The following is a 14,384-nucleotide window of genomic DNA, read 5'->3' on the forward strand; positions in this document are numbered from 1 at the left end:
ACTATAAATTTTTATATCCAAAGGAATACAACGGACTGTACCCCAAACTGGCGGTTATTTTTGGGATTTTTGATAATCAGCAAGGAATTTTTCCAGGCCAACATCTGTCAGTGGGTGCTGAAACAGTGCTTTGAGAGTTTTGAGTGAAGCAGTAACCACATCGACGCCCATTTCCGCAGCTGTAATCACATGCATGGGGTGGCGGACCGAAGCGCCAAGAATTTCAGTCTGAAAATTATAATTTTGATAAATATTGACAATCTGCCCGAGCATCTCCATGCTGTCCATGGAAATGTCATCAAGTCGGCCCAAAAACGGTGACACATAGGTTGCCCCCGCCTTCGCGGCCACCAAGGCCTGCCCTGCCGAAAACACCAGCGTACAATTGGTTCGCGCCCCCATACCTGACAGCTTTTTTATTGCCTTCACGCCATCGGGTATCATTGGGATTTTCACTACAATCTTTTCATCTATGCCCGCAAGGGCATCGGCCTCTTTCATCATGCCCTCAAAATCGGTGGAAATCACTTCCGCACTGACATTATTATCGACCAAATCGCATATTTTTTTATAATGCTGATAGATGGCTTCCTGCCCCTGAATTCCCACCTTGGCCATCAGTGAAGGGTTGGTGGTTACCCCATCAAGAATCCCGAGACTTGCCGCCTCTTCTATTTCTGAAAGTAATGCAGTATCAATAAAAAACTTCATCGTGTTATAATTATCTGTGAGTGAAATATTTGATAATTATAAAACGAAAAGATCCCCCAAAAAAGAATAATTTTTGGGCATAAAAAAAGACCCATGGGATGGATCAGAATTGTACTTTTTTGATATAAAAAAACGACCCGACGTAGCATCGCTCAACTATTTACCCTTGCTGCCTTCCGGCCCTGGGGGAGTTCAACAGGAGCAGATCTCGTCGAATCGCATGACAAAAGTACGCCTTTTTTATTGCTTTACAAGCACTGAGGGCTATTTTTTAAACTTGTCGGCGTATTACTTTTTTGAGCAATTGACAATCAACCACTTAATCTTAAAAATTTTTTAACGCTAAGGATACTCCTTTTAGGGAATTGTACTATTCCTGAAATTTTGGGCATAAAAAAAGCCCTCATTTAGAGTGCTTCACGGATAATTCAAAAAAAAGACAAGCCAAGATCGCATCGCTCAACCACTTACCCTTGCTGCCTTCCGGCCCTGGGGGAGTTCAGTAGGAGCTGATCGTCCTGACTTGCGGGCACAAACATACGAACTCATTATCGATTTCCAAAACATGACATCAAAAAATTCAAACAATTTTTTGGGCATAAAAAAAGCCCTCATTTAGAGTGCTTCGCGGATAATTCAAAAAAAAGACAAGCCAAGATCGCATCGCTCAACCACTTACCCTTGCTGCCTTCCGGCCCTGGGGGAGTTCAGTAGGAGCTGATCGTCCTGACTTGCTCTGCAAAGTTGGGGAAAAAGTTCGGATTCTGCAACCTCAGCCCATAAAAAAGCCATTCAGCAGCCCTGAAGGCACACTCAACCCACGAATGGTCAAGCAGTTGACCCTTGATTTTTTTTTCTCCCCAACACCAAAACTCCGTACAAATCGCCCTTACCTGTTGCCTTTGGCGCTGCATTTTGATTAACTTGACGCTTCAATTTCAATCTGATCCTATTCCCATTTTATGAAAAAATTTCTTGCCGTCCTTTTTTCTGTGTGCTGCCTGTCGTCAGTGGCAGTGGCACAATCAAAGTCTTCCGCACCAAATACTGAAGGCAAACTTGAGCTTGGTATTCGGATGAGTGTTACACCGGGCGTTACGGGTGTCTATAAACTTGGCGAACAGCAATCTATCGAGGGGTTACTGAATTTCGATGGTAACGCAGCCATTCTTTCTGGTTTTTACAGGTATAATTTCGGCTTGCTCTCCTCCAATATCCCGGGGCTTACCTGGTATGGCGGCGCAGGGGCACACCTGCGCATGGACAGCGGCCTGACCCTCGGTGCTGGGGCAATGATTGGCTTGCAGTACACCTTCGACGAAGCTCCGATCAATATCAGTATTGACTGGAAACCATCTTTCGATATTGTTGGCGTGGACGGTGGCGGTGGCCACTATAACGACGTCGGGCTTTCTGTCAGGTACATGTTCTAAAATTGAGCTCCCATTAAAGAAGCCTCAAAGTTATATTAATTTACTTTGAGGCTTTTTTTTATTGAAAAATACCGACAATATTGACCCTTCAGCTAACCTCTATGATTTTATATAGTTGATTTTTTTAAAGTACATTAAGTAGATATTATGAGTAACAAGATAGACCCTTCAGAACTGATCATTAACGAAAATGGCAGCATTTTCCATCTGAACCTGATGCCCGAAGACATTGCAGATACCATTATCTTAGTGGGTGACCCCGGCCGTGTGGAGTTGATTTCCTCCTATTTTGACCATGTTGAACTGGAGAAAAAAAACCGCGAGTTTGTTACCAGAACGGGTACATACAACGGAAAGCGAATTTCGGTGGTAGCCACAGGTATTGGTACCGATAACATCGACAATCGACATTGTAGTGAATGAACTTGACGCCCTGGCGAATATCGACCTAAAAACTCGCGAGATTAAGGCTGAAAAAAAACAGCTGAATTTCGTGCGTATCGGTACTTCTGGCGCATTGCAGGAAGACCTCCCAGTGCATTCGTTTCTGCTTTCTGAAAAAGGAATGGGCTTTGATGGCCTGTTGAACTTTTATGCGAACCGTGCGGCAGTTTCTGACCTGCAACTCGAAGATGCTTTCACAAAACACACCGACTGGGACAGCAAACTTACAGCGCCTTATGTTGTGCCTGCCGCTGAGGAGCTGATCAGTAAACTCAAAAGCGATGCTACAAGACAGGGGATCACGATCTCGGCACCCGGTTTTTACGGACCACAGGGGCGCATGCTTCGCCTGAAAACGGCAGACCCTGCGCTTAACGACAAAATCAGTGCTTTTGAATTTGAGGGACAGAAGATCACCAACTACGAGATGGAATGTTCTGCCATTTATGGCTTATCGGCATTGCTTGGCCATCATGCTGCCACGGTATGCCTGATTATTGCCAACAGGCTGCGCGGGGAGTTTGGTGGCGATTATAAACCACACATGAAGCGACTGGTAAAATATGTGCTCGATGCACTGACCAAGAACTAAACTAATTTCTTCGATATTCGCTTACGATAGTAACTCACTAAACGTACGATCATGAGCAAATATTTGATTGTCGGTGCAAGCAGCGGTATAGGGCTTGCATCGGCAAAAAAACTCACCGCCAACGGCCACCAAGTTATCGGCATCAGCCGTAGCGAAAACCTTTTCAGCCACTCGAATTATGATCACTTTACGGCTGATATTACCGAGAAAAACCCACCCTTCCCACAGCTGGAATCCCTGGATGGCATCATCTATTGCCCGGGCTCCATCAATCTGAAGCCTTTTCAGAGTTTAAAGCCTCAGCAATTTGAAGAGGATTTTGAACTTAACTTTTTAGGAGCAGTAAAGACCCTCCAACATTATTATCCGCTCCTGAGGAAATCACCCGAGGCGGCGGTCATCCTTTTCAGTACTGTTGCTGTGCAACGCGGCATGAAATACCACAGCTCCATTGCAGCGGCCAAAGGCGCTATCGAAGGGCTTACCCGCTCCCTTGCAGCCGAATGGGCTCCAAAAATTAGGGTCAATGCATTGGCTCCTTCACTGGTCAAAACTTCATTGGCAGAATCCCTGATCAATACGGAGGACAAAGAAGAGCAGGCCGCCAACCGCCACCCCATGCAACAAATCGGTGACCCCGATGATCTGGCGGCACTTTGCGCCTATTTACTCGGGCCTACTGCCAAATGGATCACCGGACAGGTTATCGGTATCGATGGGGGAATTTCCTCCCTCGGCTAAGCGCACGTTATTTTTGATCCCTTTTACAAAACACCATTTTTTTTTAACGAATTATAAATCACAAATACCCGCAAAAAAATCGCAAGGAGCCTTCGGGCTCCTTTTTTTGGCTGAAAAACAAATCGGGATATTAATGTAATAAAAATGCTTTTTTCCGGACAGCTATTGGATATTTCGTCAAGGTGATTTAAGTTTGTAGCACTCGAAAAAATTATGAAAAACGTAAGCGTAAATATCATTCCCACCCGATATTATTACTATTATCGCTATCAGGCTTAATCCAACATAAGCCGACCAACCCCACTACATCTACTTTTTTTCGAATTATCCCTTTTTAAAAATTTCATCATGATTATTCCAAAAGCCGAGCGGCTAAATAGTGTTAAGGAATACTATTTTTCTGTCAAATTACAGGAAGTTCGCGAACTTATTGCCCAAGGAAAAGAGGTCATCAATATTGGTATCGGTAACCCTGACCAACGACCTTCAAGTGCCACTTTAGAAGCATTAACCAATGCTGTCAATCAAAATGATGCACACGGTTATCAGCCTTATCGCGGTATCGCTCCCTTACGCTCTGCCATGGCCAATTGGTATAAACGCACTTATGATGTAAGCCTGCAGCCGGACACCGAAATTCTCCCACTGATGGGCTCAAAAGAGGGAATTACACACATTTCTTTGGCTTTCTTAAATCCAGGAGATGAGGTTTTAGTGCCTGAACTCGGCTACCCTGCTTACCGGTCGGTCACCGAAATGATCGGTGCCAAGAGCGTCAATTTCCCAATGGTGGAATCTACCTGGGAGCCTGATTTTGCCGCATTGGAGCAAATGGACCTTTCGAAAGTAAAAATCATGTGGGTCAATTACCCCAACATGCCAACAGGCAAGCAAGCTTCTTTGGGATTGTTTGAGCGGTTGGTCGCTTTTGCCCAAAAGCATCAGATTTTACTTTGCCATGACAACCCCTATTCATTGATTCTTCCGCAGCAAAAACCGATCAGTATTTTGTCGGTGGCAGGAGCCAAAGAAGTCGCTATTGAGTTGAATTCAATGAGTAAGTCGCACAATATGGCCGGCTGGCGTATTGGCTGGATCAATGGCGATCAGGCCTATTTGAATGAGATCATCAAGGTAAAAAGCAATGTTGATTCCGGTATGTTCCGACCACTTCAGGAGGCGGCCACTGCGGCGCTCAGCAATTCCGAGGCGTGGCATCAAGCACAAAATGAGGTTTATGCGCAAAGGAAAAAGCTGATGACGCAGGTACTCGACAAGCTACAGTGCACCTACGACAACGAGCAGGTGGGCATGTTTCTTTGGGCAAAAATCCCCGACCAAATTCAGGAAGTGGAGAAACTCGTCGATCGCCTGCTGTATGATTACAGTATCTTTTTAAGCCCTGGCTTTATTTTCGGAGAGAAAGGCCAACGGTACATCCGGGTGTCGCTTTGTACGCCTGAAAGCAAAATTCAGGAAGTCATTGACCGCCTTGCGGATTTTAAAATTTAATGGTTAAATAAAATCACCTTTATACTATTTTTTTGCTATGAAAATATGTGTTATTGGATTGGGGCTTTTAGGAGGCTCCTTTGCACTCGGGGTACGCAACACCCTTGACGATGTAGAAATTATTGGGGTGGATAAAAACCCTGAGCATTCGCAAAAAGCCCTTGAACTGGGGATTATCGACAAGATCATGACCATGGAAGATGCCGTTCCGCAGGCTACCATCGCCGTGATCGCCACACCAGTGAATATCATTGAGTATCAGTTACCGTTTGTACTGGATTTGATCTCGCCTATGGGTGTGGTGATTGACCTTGGCTCTACCAAAGGAAACATCTGTAAAGCGGCCGAAGATCATCCCAAAAGAGCACGATATGTAGCGACACACCCGATCGCCGGTACCGAAAATTCCGGTCCTGAATCTGCTTTTAAGGGCTTGTTCCGAAACAAAACAATGATTATCTGCGACCGTGAGAAAAGCGACCCGATCGCCTACCAGTTTATCAAGAGCATTTTCAAGGACCTTGACATGCAGGTATCTTATATGGATTCGGTGGAACACGACAAGCACATTGCCTATGTTTCGCACCTCTCGCACATCAGTTCTTTCGCCCTTGGAGCGACGGTATTGGACATGGAAAAAAGCGAGAAGAGCATCTTTGCCATGGCAGGCTCGGGTTTCAGTTCTACTGTCCGGTTGGCCAAAAGTTCCCCGGCCATGTGGGCGCCGATCTTTGAGCAAAATGCCGAAAATATCTCCGAAGCGCTAGGAAGTTATATTGAACACCTGAAATCGTTCAAAGAAATTATCGACAATAAAGATATGGAAAAAAGCACGCAGGTGATGAACCGGGTGAATGACATCCGCCGGGTGCTTAAAGGTATTGATATTAAATCCTAACGCACTCCCCTTCATAGCAAAAATTAAAAAAGCACTAACTCCCTAAGAATTAGTGCTTTTTTTATGGGAAGGATTTCTTCCGCTATTATTAAGTCAGTACCTGATTAAAGGACTTTCTCTCCGAACCAAACTTCTTTACGCATCACTTTGCCCGACTGAATCATGAATCGTAATGGGTTTGGAATCACGACCAAGCGGCAAATTCTGTCCTCAAGCTCTTCCACATCGACAATCACACCTTCTTTCATGCCAACATCAAACATCGGCTTGCCGTCATCATCTTTTCCAACAATGGTGTATTCATGGGCAACATATGCAATCGGTGACAATACATCGCTTTCAGGACAATATTGATCATGGATATCACCAATGATGTCCTCCAAATACTCACCATATTCATCAATAAAGTCATCTTCAAGGTCATGCAATTCCTCTTCAACGTCATCATACTTGTCGTCTGAATAGCTCATTGCAGTTAGCTCATTGCGCTTCAGTGCCAAGGCAATCAAGGCTTCATTTAGTTTTTCCTTATCCATATCGAGATTAATCCTGTTTCCAGTTTAAAGATAAAGCAATTTTATAAAATCGGCAGTCCTAAAAAAGAAAAATCAGCGGATTCTTACTACGATGTAAAAAATATCACCTTTTAATAATATTGACATGCAAATCCTTCACATACTTTTGATTCAGCCCACGAACTGTTAGATTACCAAAAAATTGAATAAGCATTGAATTATGAAAGAGATAGAAGGAATCTGGCAGGAGGCACATCGTATTCAGGCCCACGAATGTGACCCCTTTGGCTTTGTACGCCCGATTGTTATTGCTGATATTTTACAGGAAGGCGCCAGTAATCATGCCATTTACCGTGGCTTTGGCTTTGATGACATGCTGAAAGAAGGGAAACTATGGGTGTTGAGCCGCATAGAAATTACTTTTTTAGAGCTCCCAAAATGGCGGGACTGCCTGAAGCTTAAAACCTGGGTGAAAAATTATCAGCGTTCTTTCTCCCATCGGGATTTTGAAATTTACAATGCCTCAGGCGAGTGCATTATCAAGGCCACTTCTTTATGGGTAATGATTGACCATGCCAATCGCCGACCAACCACTATTGGTACTGTGGCGGAAAAAATGCCTGCCTTTCCTGAAAAGCACGGTATTGAACGATCGCCAGTACGGGTAAAGGCGGTCAGTACAGAAAAACCTTATGTTTTCGGTGTTCGCTATGGTGAAATCGATCTGAATAACCATGTCAACAACACCAAATACCTACAATGGGCCATTGACAGCCTCTCGGAGGAAGTTTGGCAAACCCACCGACTTAGTAGCATCACGGCAAACTATCTTACAGAAACACGACTCAAAGATAAGGTTGAAGTGCACACCATTACTGAACAGGAGGGCGAAGGGCTATGTGTATTTACAAGCCTGACCAACCAGAACCAAGGAAAAAATGCTTGCCAGATCGAGACCCATTGGGTACCTGCCCATAAGGAATATGCATCTAAAAGTGCGGCGAAGGCTTAACCTGAAGGAGTTACCGATCAATTTATTTTCAACAATTAAGAAGCTGATGCCATTCCCTGACCTCATGACGGATACTTCTGTTTTTCCAGCATAATCAAACATCAGATAAAAGGTGGCTGATTATCGGAAGGACAGAACCCATCCGTCATATTTCAGAACAATTATTGGCCAGGTATTTAACTGTCCATACCCCAACCTCCATGTTGTCCCATATTTATTGCTTCTTCTTCCGCTTTGCTCATCCGTATTCCCCTAATCCCTGCCTTCAGCTCTATTCAAAGAAATTAACCTTCGGCTTACGGATCTGAAAATTATCCCAGTTTACAATAGTTCGGGTGGAGAAATCAATCGATAATGGCGCTATTCCCGAAGGAGGATCTATGTGCACCCCAATACGCAACTGCATGGTATTGAAAATCAGGTTTTCATTGCGCAAGCGGATCCCGCCACCGACACTGTTGTAAACATCCCGAGGATCTTCGACATCCGTTGCACCACGGATATTCGCCACATCAGCAAAGCTGAAAAAAGCCATCTTGAAGCCGACCAACTGCCAAGGGCTAAAAAAGACCGACTCATATTTGAAGACTATCTTTCGGTCTCCCAACAACCCAGGGACATTCAGCCCACGGACATCCTGTTCACGATCCAGCCCAAGTGCCAGCAAACCCTGATAACCAAAAAGCTGTGAGAAACTCGCCTCAAAGAAGTTTCGCCAATGAAAGCCCCCCAGTGGTACCAAAGGGGAAATATATTTATAGTTGGCGCCCAAAGCATAATTATTCACCTCCTGATAATCGGTATTCAAGGAACCGGTTACCGAGGCGTAATGGTACCCCTTGTGGGGTGCATACCAGCTTTTGGAAGCTTCCGCCTGATAGAGTGTCCCCTGGTCAAATTCCAGCCATTGGTAGCCCCCTAACAACGACAGCTTCCAGCCCACCGGAATATCCTCCGTCTGCCCAAAAGCCCGAATCAAATTAGACTTGTAATAAGATTGCTTGTTCAAGCTCAGGCCACCAAGGAAAACCCGCCCATTAATAAAAATGCGGTTACTGTCTGGCGCAACAAAAGGGCGCTCAAAGAAGTGCCGCTCCGCGAAACGCCCCGTCAGGTAAAGCCTGATGGCATCAAGATCATCTCCCTGAATATTGAAGGAATGCCCCGCCCAGGCTTCATTATTCACAAAATGAATAGGTCCTTCGAGGGTATCGAGCAGATTGATCACTTGCCCTTTCTGAATCACCTCCTGATGATACACCGCCCCTGCCCATCGCAATCGTGGCGTCAGGAATTCCCGACGAACTTCAGCACTCTTTTCCAGCCGCACCGCATCGTCCTCAAAGCGTAACTCAGCATCCACAAAAGAGCCCAAAATATTTTTTGCCTGATATCCAATGTTGAAACCAATATTTACAGAATCCTGAAAATTAAAGGGCACTGCCATCGAAAGCTCATGACCATAGCCCAGAAAGTTACGATCTTCAAGACCAAGCTTACCCGACTGCAAACTGCCAATCTCGGCAAGTGGCCGTATCGGAAATACATCCTGCGTTACCACCAAAAGGCTCACTGATCCATCACTGTTCTTCCGGACCAAAATGCGGGCATCCTGCACATTGGCCGAGGCACGCAAAAGTCGCTCAGATTCTGCGAGCAGTGTCGGGTCAAGGGCGTCGCCTTCCTGCTGAAGCAACAGGCGCTTGAGGATAAAGGTACGCGTGGGGATGGTCAGTTTGTTACCAATAAACTGACGCGCCTCTTCGCTGTCCCAGGTGGAGCGATCAAAAATACTTACCCCAAAAATCTCCAATTTGCGATAAGTGATCGATTTAATAGGTTTGCCCTCGTAATTGACAAAACTATTGACATTCTCCTCTCCCTGGTAATTCTGTTGTCCCGAACTCTGCGAGACAAACAGCAACTTATACAAATGAGAGGTTACCTTCCGTTTTTCACTGTAGGACTTCAGCGAATCAAGCATTTTGCGGGTTCGCAGAGAATCCACCACATTCGTAGGGGCGATATATCTTTCCTGCCTGACGTTGTCTTTCGTCTGGGCGGTATCATTCCTCAAAATTTCCCTTTTGATACTTTGCGGAATAACAGGCTTCTGAATGACGGAATCATTTGGCAGTCGAATTTGGGCATAACAAGCACTCCCTTTGTCAATAAAAGAGCACACCAATAGGCACCATATCACATACCAACCCCTGACCATGGTTATTTTTTATCCGCCAATAATTTGAAAGACCTTCGGTGAAGCGGGCTCGGCCCATGTTCTAAAATCCCCGCCCTGTGCGCTTTGGTTGGGTAGCCTGCGTTTTTCTCCCAGGCATAAAACGGATATTCCTCCGCCAAAGTGATCATCAGCGCATCACGGTAAGTTTTCGCTAAAATTGAGGCGGCGGCAATCGACATAAATTTACCATCACCCTTAATCACGCACTCATGCATAATCCCCATATAAGGTGAAAAGCGATTACCGTCAATCAACAGTAATTCTGGCCGTACTTTTAACTGATCCACCGCCTTGTGCATGGCCAAAAAGGAGGCATTTAGAATATTGATCTCATCGATTTTTTGATGATCCACCTCGGCTATTGCCCACGAAAGGGCATCCCTTTTAATAATTTCAGCAAGCTGATCGCGCCTTTTGGCAGTAAGTTTTTTTGAGTCATTCAAATATGGCAGTTCATAATCTTTGGGCAAAATTACCGCTGCAGCCACCACAGGCCCTGCCAGGCAACCTCTCCCCACTTCATCGCAACCCGCCTCAATTAAATCGGGTGTGCGCTGTGCCGCCAATTTTATCGTATCTTCCATGTAACAAAAATAAAGGAATAATTTCTATCTTTCCTACCGAATTGGGAGTTCAAACACATAAGCCTATTTAAAAAAACATGAGCCGATGAAAGAGATGGAGAACCCTTGGAAAAAACTCAACAGCGATACCGTGCATGAAACTCCGTGGATCAAAATTGAGCAGGACCAGGTCATTACCCCTTCAGGGAAAAAAGACCAGTACAGTAAAGTTCATTTTCAGCAAAAAGCAGTCGGCGCACTGACCATCGATCAGGAAGGGAACATCTGGCTCGTTGGCCAATACCGGTATGCCATCGATCAGTATTCCTGGGAAATCCCCTTGGGGGGTGCACCTGCTGGCGAACCAGCCCTTGAAGCTGCAAAACGGGAGCTGAAAGAAGAAACCGGCATTGTGGCAAAATCATGGCACCCTTTCCTGTACCTGCACCCTTCAGTATCCTCCACGGATCAGGAGGCGGAAATTTTCCTTGCTCAGGAGGTAACGCATGGCACAACGGCTCCGGATGAAACCGAAGTGCTGGAAGTAAAAAAAGTCAGCCTGAAAACCGCCCTTCAAATGATCGACAACCACCAGATCACCGAAGCTATTTCCGTGGCGGCCATTTATAAATATGCCCTACTGAAAAGCTAAAAAAAACAGGAGTGATACAGCACGCAGATCGCTGTAATCACAACCACCATATAAATGAGGGTCATCGGTAAACCGACCTTTATAAAATCACTGAATGTATAACCGCCAGGGGCAAAGACCATCAGGTTGGTCTGATAGCCAATCGGGGTCAGGAATGCCCCCGAGGCCGCATAGGCAATCGCAAGATAAAGCGGTGTTCCGTCCATCCCCATTTGGTGGGAGATCGACAAAGCCAAAGGAAAGGCAATGGATACTGCCCCAACATTGGTCACGAAGCTTGTCAGTACAATCGTGATGATAAACAAACCCACAAGCACGGCCAGTGGCCCAATAGGTTGCAGCACCTCCAATAAGCCAGCGGCCAGCAGGTCGCCGGCTTTCGTAACTACCATCGCCCGTCCCAAAACCAGTGAAAAGGCCAAAATAGCAAGCATATCCAGATCGATGGTGCGTTTTATATCTGTAATTGAAATCAGCTTGGTCGCTGCCATCACTGAAAAGATGACCATCAACGACAAGAACAATGGGTACACGCCCGTAGCCGCAAGCCCGATAGAAATCAAGGCGGTCAGGATAAGTGCCCAGCTGCGTTGCTTACTTGGCTTGGCAAACTCCTCCACCTGATTCACCACATGCAAATCACTGAAAAAATTGACATTCTTCGTAAAGTTGGGCCCGGCATACAGCAGTAATAAATCTCCCGAGAGCAGGGTCATATTACCGATTTTCCCCGAGAGGCGTTCGCCCTGTCGGTGAATTGCCACCACTGCGGCATCATAGCGGTTCCGGAAGCCTGAGGTCTTGACCGTCCGCCCGATGAGTGGGGACGTTTTGGCAATCACGGTCTCAATCACCCGTACGGCCTCATTTTCTTGCTGATATTTATCTTTCGGCAGGCGCAAACCTTCCATTGATTTCACAAGGTCGTGAATAGAGCTGGTATCTCCAGCAAAGAAAAGGCTGTCGCCCCCCTGAATAATCTCTTCAGGTTCCACGGGCGAAATCACGCGGTCGCCACGAAGAATCTCCACCAGGTATACCCCCTTCAAATTACGCAAGCCTGCCTCCAGAATAGTTTTGCCCACCAGTTTCGATCTGTCAGACAGATGAGTTTCGACCACAAACTCCCGAATATTTTCACGGAAATCCGCTACTGCTCTTTGGCGGTCAGGCAAAAGGCGATGCCCATAAAGCACAAAAAAAGCAATCCCGACAATCACGACTGTCCCACCGATACGGAACAGGTCGAAAGGCTGAATACTCGGCAGATCGGAGGACTCCAAAAAACCCTGCAACACCAATGTTGTCGAGGTACCAATTTGTGTAATCATTCCGCCAAGAATTGTGGCAAAAGACAAAGGGATCAATAATTTGGAAGGGCTGATTTTATTACGCTTTCCCCAGCTGATAATGTAAGGGGTCATGATCGCCACCACAGGCGTATTATTGATGATCGAGGAAAGAATCGCCACTTTGGCCATCATCCGCGCCAAAAAGCCTTTGTAACTCACCTGTGCAGGAAAAAGCTTATCGATCATCCCAGCGAGGTTGAAGTTTTTCCGCAAGCCTGCCGTAATCAAAATCAACAAAACCACCGAGGCGATGGAGGAATTCGAGAAGCCGATCAGTAAATCTTTACTGTGTAAAATCCCCATCACTGCAAAAAGTAAACCCGTCAGCAAAAAGCCCACCGATGCACGAATCTTGTTCAGGTAGATAAATACGAAAAGCAAAAAGGTAGCTGCGATGACAAAATAAGGTTGGGCTGCCTCTGAAAGCATATATTTTTTTGTTAGAATACCGTAAAATTCAAGGCAGAAATTTAAGTATTTAGGCCGTCCTATCCTATGACTCCACCCAATAATTAAAAATTAGCCCGCCCCCCTTCCGCCCACTGAAAATTTTCATTTTCCTAACAATCAAAGGGTTCCAACAATAAAAATCGTAATTTTTACACCCAAATATTTGGGGAATAAAAAATTCCTCCCTAAATTACCTGCATACAAAAATTCACATGATTTTTATGCTTTCGACACCAAATAATATGGTCATTAAACAACGCTTAAACTACTCTATGTATCGCATTAGAGAAGGATTATCGTCATGACCGTGAATTTGTATCGAGCATAAACGAAAAGTCCTTCTCTCCGTAAAATGAGTGAAGGACTTTTTTTTATACCCCCATTAATATATTAAATGCAATTAAAATGGAAAAGCAATTTTGGATTACCTTGTTCGCTGACAGCAGCGATGAAACTTTAGCCCAAATCACCACTGCATTTGTAGGAAAATCAATCAATATTGGTCAGCTCCGAGCGCAGTCAAGCCTTTTGCCTACTTTAATGCAATATGACATCGAGGTCTCGGTCAAGCCCGAAGCCTTAAAAGACCTGAAAAAAATGCTTAACAACGCTTCTACAGTACACAAACTACTGACCTATGAAGCCAAAGACAGAAATGCACCAAAAATTAAAGACAAAATCAAAGACACCCTCAAGACAGTAGCGCGTAGGAAACAATCCTACCTCAACATGAGGGTTGGCGCCTGATTTTTGGGCATTCGCCAAATCTTATGCAACTTGCACCCCGATGATGGAAAAACTAAATTTACCCTCCTTCCCTTTTGAGATTCGGGAAGCATCGGGGCGCAAGTTACTTTTTGACCCCCTTCGTAAAAAAGAGGTCGTCCTTACTCCTGAAGAATGGGTAAGGCAACACTTCGTACAATACCTTATCCAACAATGCCAATACCCCTCGGCGCTTATTTCAATGGAAAGCGGCCTGAAATACCACGGCATACAAAAACGCTCAGACATCCTGATTTATGACCGCAATGGCGCTCCGTTTCTGTTGGTAGAATGCAAAGCACCGAAAATCAAGCTCGACGCCAAAGTGGTACAACAAGCCGCAACTTACAACCAAAGCCTGCGCGCCCCTTACATCGCGATTACCAATGGCTTACAACACGGCTGTATGCACTGCACCCCCGAAGGCAGCAAATGGATCAGCGGCTTTCCTCCCTTTCCAAAATAGCCAAAATTATTGCGCCTAATCGGCAGTCAGATTTCA

15 protein-coding genes and 3 other RNA genes are annotated in these 14,384 nt (G+C 45.4%); 10 read left to right on the forward strand and 8 right to left on the reverse strand.

Annotated elements, in window-relative coordinates; genetic code table 11:
• Positions 1-54: 54 nt before the first annotated feature.
• From fsa to ffs (AABK40_RS10180), 4 genes are all read right to left on the reverse strand, one after another.
• On the reverse strand, positions 55-711 hold the full coding sequence (gene fsa / locus AABK40_RS10165) for a fructose-6-phosphate aldolase (protein ID WP_338396975.1): 657 nt from the start codon (positions 709-711) through the stop codon (positions 55-57).
• A 126-nt stretch (positions 712-837) separates the two neighbouring features.
• An RNA gene (ffs, locus tag AABK40_RS10170) (signal recognition particle sRNA small type) lies at positions 838-934 on the reverse strand.
• A 210-nt stretch (positions 935-1,144) separates the two neighbouring features.
• Positions 1,145-1,241: signal recognition particle sRNA small type (gene ffs, locus AABK40_RS10175), an RNA gene on the reverse strand.
• Positions 1,242-1,353: 112 nt separating this feature from the next.
• Positions 1,354-1,448: signal recognition particle sRNA small type (gene ffs, locus AABK40_RS10180), an RNA gene on the reverse strand.
• A gap of 225 nt (positions 1,449-1,673) precedes the next feature.
• Between ffs (AABK40_RS10180) and AABK40_RS10185 the strand changes: the two genes are divergently transcribed.
• From AABK40_RS10185 to AABK40_RS10210, 6 genes are all read left to right on the forward strand, one after another.
• Complete coding sequence (locus AABK40_RS10185; protein ID WP_338396976.1) at positions 1,674-2,144, forward strand: hypothetical protein; 471 nt, start codon at positions 1,674-1,676, stop codon at positions 2,142-2,144.
• Between the two features lie 147 nt (positions 2,145-2,291).
• On the forward strand, positions 2,292-2,567 hold the full coding sequence (locus tag AABK40_RS10190) for a phosphorylase family protein (RefSeq protein WP_338396977.1): 276 nt from the start codon (positions 2,292-2,294) through the stop codon (positions 2,565-2,567).
• Positions 2,560-3,180, forward strand: coding sequence for a nucleoside phosphorylase (locus tag AABK40_RS10195; protein WP_338396978.1), 621 nt, complete (start codon positions 2,560-2,562; stop codon positions 3,178-3,180). The genes AABK40_RS10190 and AABK40_RS10195 overlap by 8 nt, the downstream gene beginning before the upstream one ends.
• Positions 3,181-3,231: 51 nt before the next feature.
• Positions 3,232-3,921: an SDR family NAD(P)-dependent oxidoreductase gene (locus AABK40_RS10200; RefSeq protein ID WP_338396979.1), complete on the forward strand. Its 690-nt coding sequence runs from the start codon at positions 3,232-3,234 to the stop codon at positions 3,919-3,921.
• A 348-nt stretch (positions 3,922-4,269) separates the two neighbouring features.
• Positions 4,270-5,433, forward strand: a complete 1,164-nt coding sequence (locus AABK40_RS10205) for a pyridoxal phosphate-dependent aminotransferase (RefSeq protein WP_332919893.1) — start codon at positions 4,270-4,272, stop codon at positions 5,431-5,433.
• A 37-nt stretch (positions 5,434-5,470) separates the two neighbouring features.
• Positions 5,471-6,331, forward strand: coding sequence for a prephenate dehydrogenase (locus tag AABK40_RS10210; protein WP_332919894.1), 861 nt, complete (start codon positions 5,471-5,473; stop codon positions 6,329-6,331).
• 104 nt (positions 6,332-6,435) lie between these two features.
• Here AABK40_RS10210 and AABK40_RS10215 read toward each other — a convergent pair whose 3' ends face one another.
• On the reverse strand, positions 6,436-6,867 hold the full coding sequence (locus AABK40_RS10215) for a hypothetical protein (protein ID WP_332919895.1): 432 nt from the start codon (positions 6,865-6,867) through the stop codon (positions 6,436-6,438).
• A gap of 199 nt (positions 6,868-7,066) precedes the next feature.
• Between AABK40_RS10215 and AABK40_RS10220 the strand changes: the two genes are divergently transcribed.
• A complete protein-coding gene (locus AABK40_RS10220) occupies positions 7,067-7,858 on the forward strand; it encodes an acyl-[acyl-carrier-protein] thioesterase (RefSeq protein WP_332919896.1) in 792 nt (263 codons plus the stop codon).
• A gap of 271 nt (positions 7,859-8,129) precedes the next feature.
• Here the strand turns inward: AABK40_RS10220 and AABK40_RS10225 are convergent, their stop codons facing one another.
• Both AABK40_RS10225 and AABK40_RS10230 read right to left on the reverse strand, forming a co-directional pair.
• Complete coding sequence (locus AABK40_RS10225; RefSeq protein WP_338396980.1) at positions 8,130-9,935, reverse strand: hypothetical protein; 1,806 nt, start codon at positions 9,933-9,935, stop codon at positions 8,130-8,132.
• Positions 9,936-10,081: 146 nt separating this feature from the next.
• Positions 10,082-10,684, reverse strand: coding sequence for a ribonuclease HII (locus tag AABK40_RS10230; RefSeq protein ID WP_338396981.1), 603 nt, complete (start codon positions 10,682-10,684; stop codon positions 10,082-10,084).
• Positions 10,685-10,769: 85 nt separating this feature from the next.
• On the opposite strand from AABK40_RS10230, the gene AABK40_RS10235 reads away from it, so the two are divergent.
• Positions 10,770-11,315 carry an NUDIX domain-containing protein gene (locus tag AABK40_RS10235; protein ID WP_338396982.1) on the forward strand — a complete coding sequence of 182 codons (546 nt, stop codon included), beginning with the start codon at positions 10,770-10,772 and terminating at the stop codon, positions 11,313-11,315.
• Here the strand turns inward: AABK40_RS10235 and AABK40_RS10240 are convergent.
• The gene (locus AABK40_RS10240; protein WP_332919900.1) at positions 11,312-13,096 is read right to left on the reverse strand and encodes an SLC13 family permease; all 1,785 of its coding nucleotides are present in this window, start codon (positions 13,094-13,096) and stop codon (positions 11,312-11,314) included. The genes AABK40_RS10235 and AABK40_RS10240 overlap by 4 nt on opposite strands.
• A 426-nt stretch (positions 13,097-13,522) precedes the next feature.
• Between AABK40_RS10240 and AABK40_RS10245 the strand changes: the two genes are divergently transcribed.
• Together AABK40_RS10245 and AABK40_RS10250 are read left to right on the forward strand one after the other, a co-directional pair.
• Positions 13,523-13,864 (forward strand): hypothetical protein, encoded by a 342-nt coding sequence (locus AABK40_RS10245; RefSeq protein WP_332919901.1) that lies wholly within the window; start codon positions 13,523-13,525, stop codon positions 13,862-13,864.
• A gap of 40 nt (positions 13,865-13,904) precedes the next feature.
• Positions 13,905-14,348 carry a type I restriction enzyme HsdR N-terminal domain-containing protein gene (locus tag AABK40_RS10250; protein WP_332919902.1) on the forward strand — a complete coding sequence of 148 codons (444 nt, stop codon included), beginning with the start codon at positions 13,905-13,907 and terminating at the stop codon, positions 14,346-14,348.
• Positions 14,349-14,384: the final 36 nt, after the last annotated feature.

Source organism: Persicobacter psychrovividus (genome assembly GCF_036492425.1).
In the GTDB taxonomy this organism is placed as follows: domain Bacteria; phylum Bacteroidota; class Bacteroidia; order Cytophagales; family Cyclobacteriaceae; genus Persicobacter; species Persicobacter psychrovividus.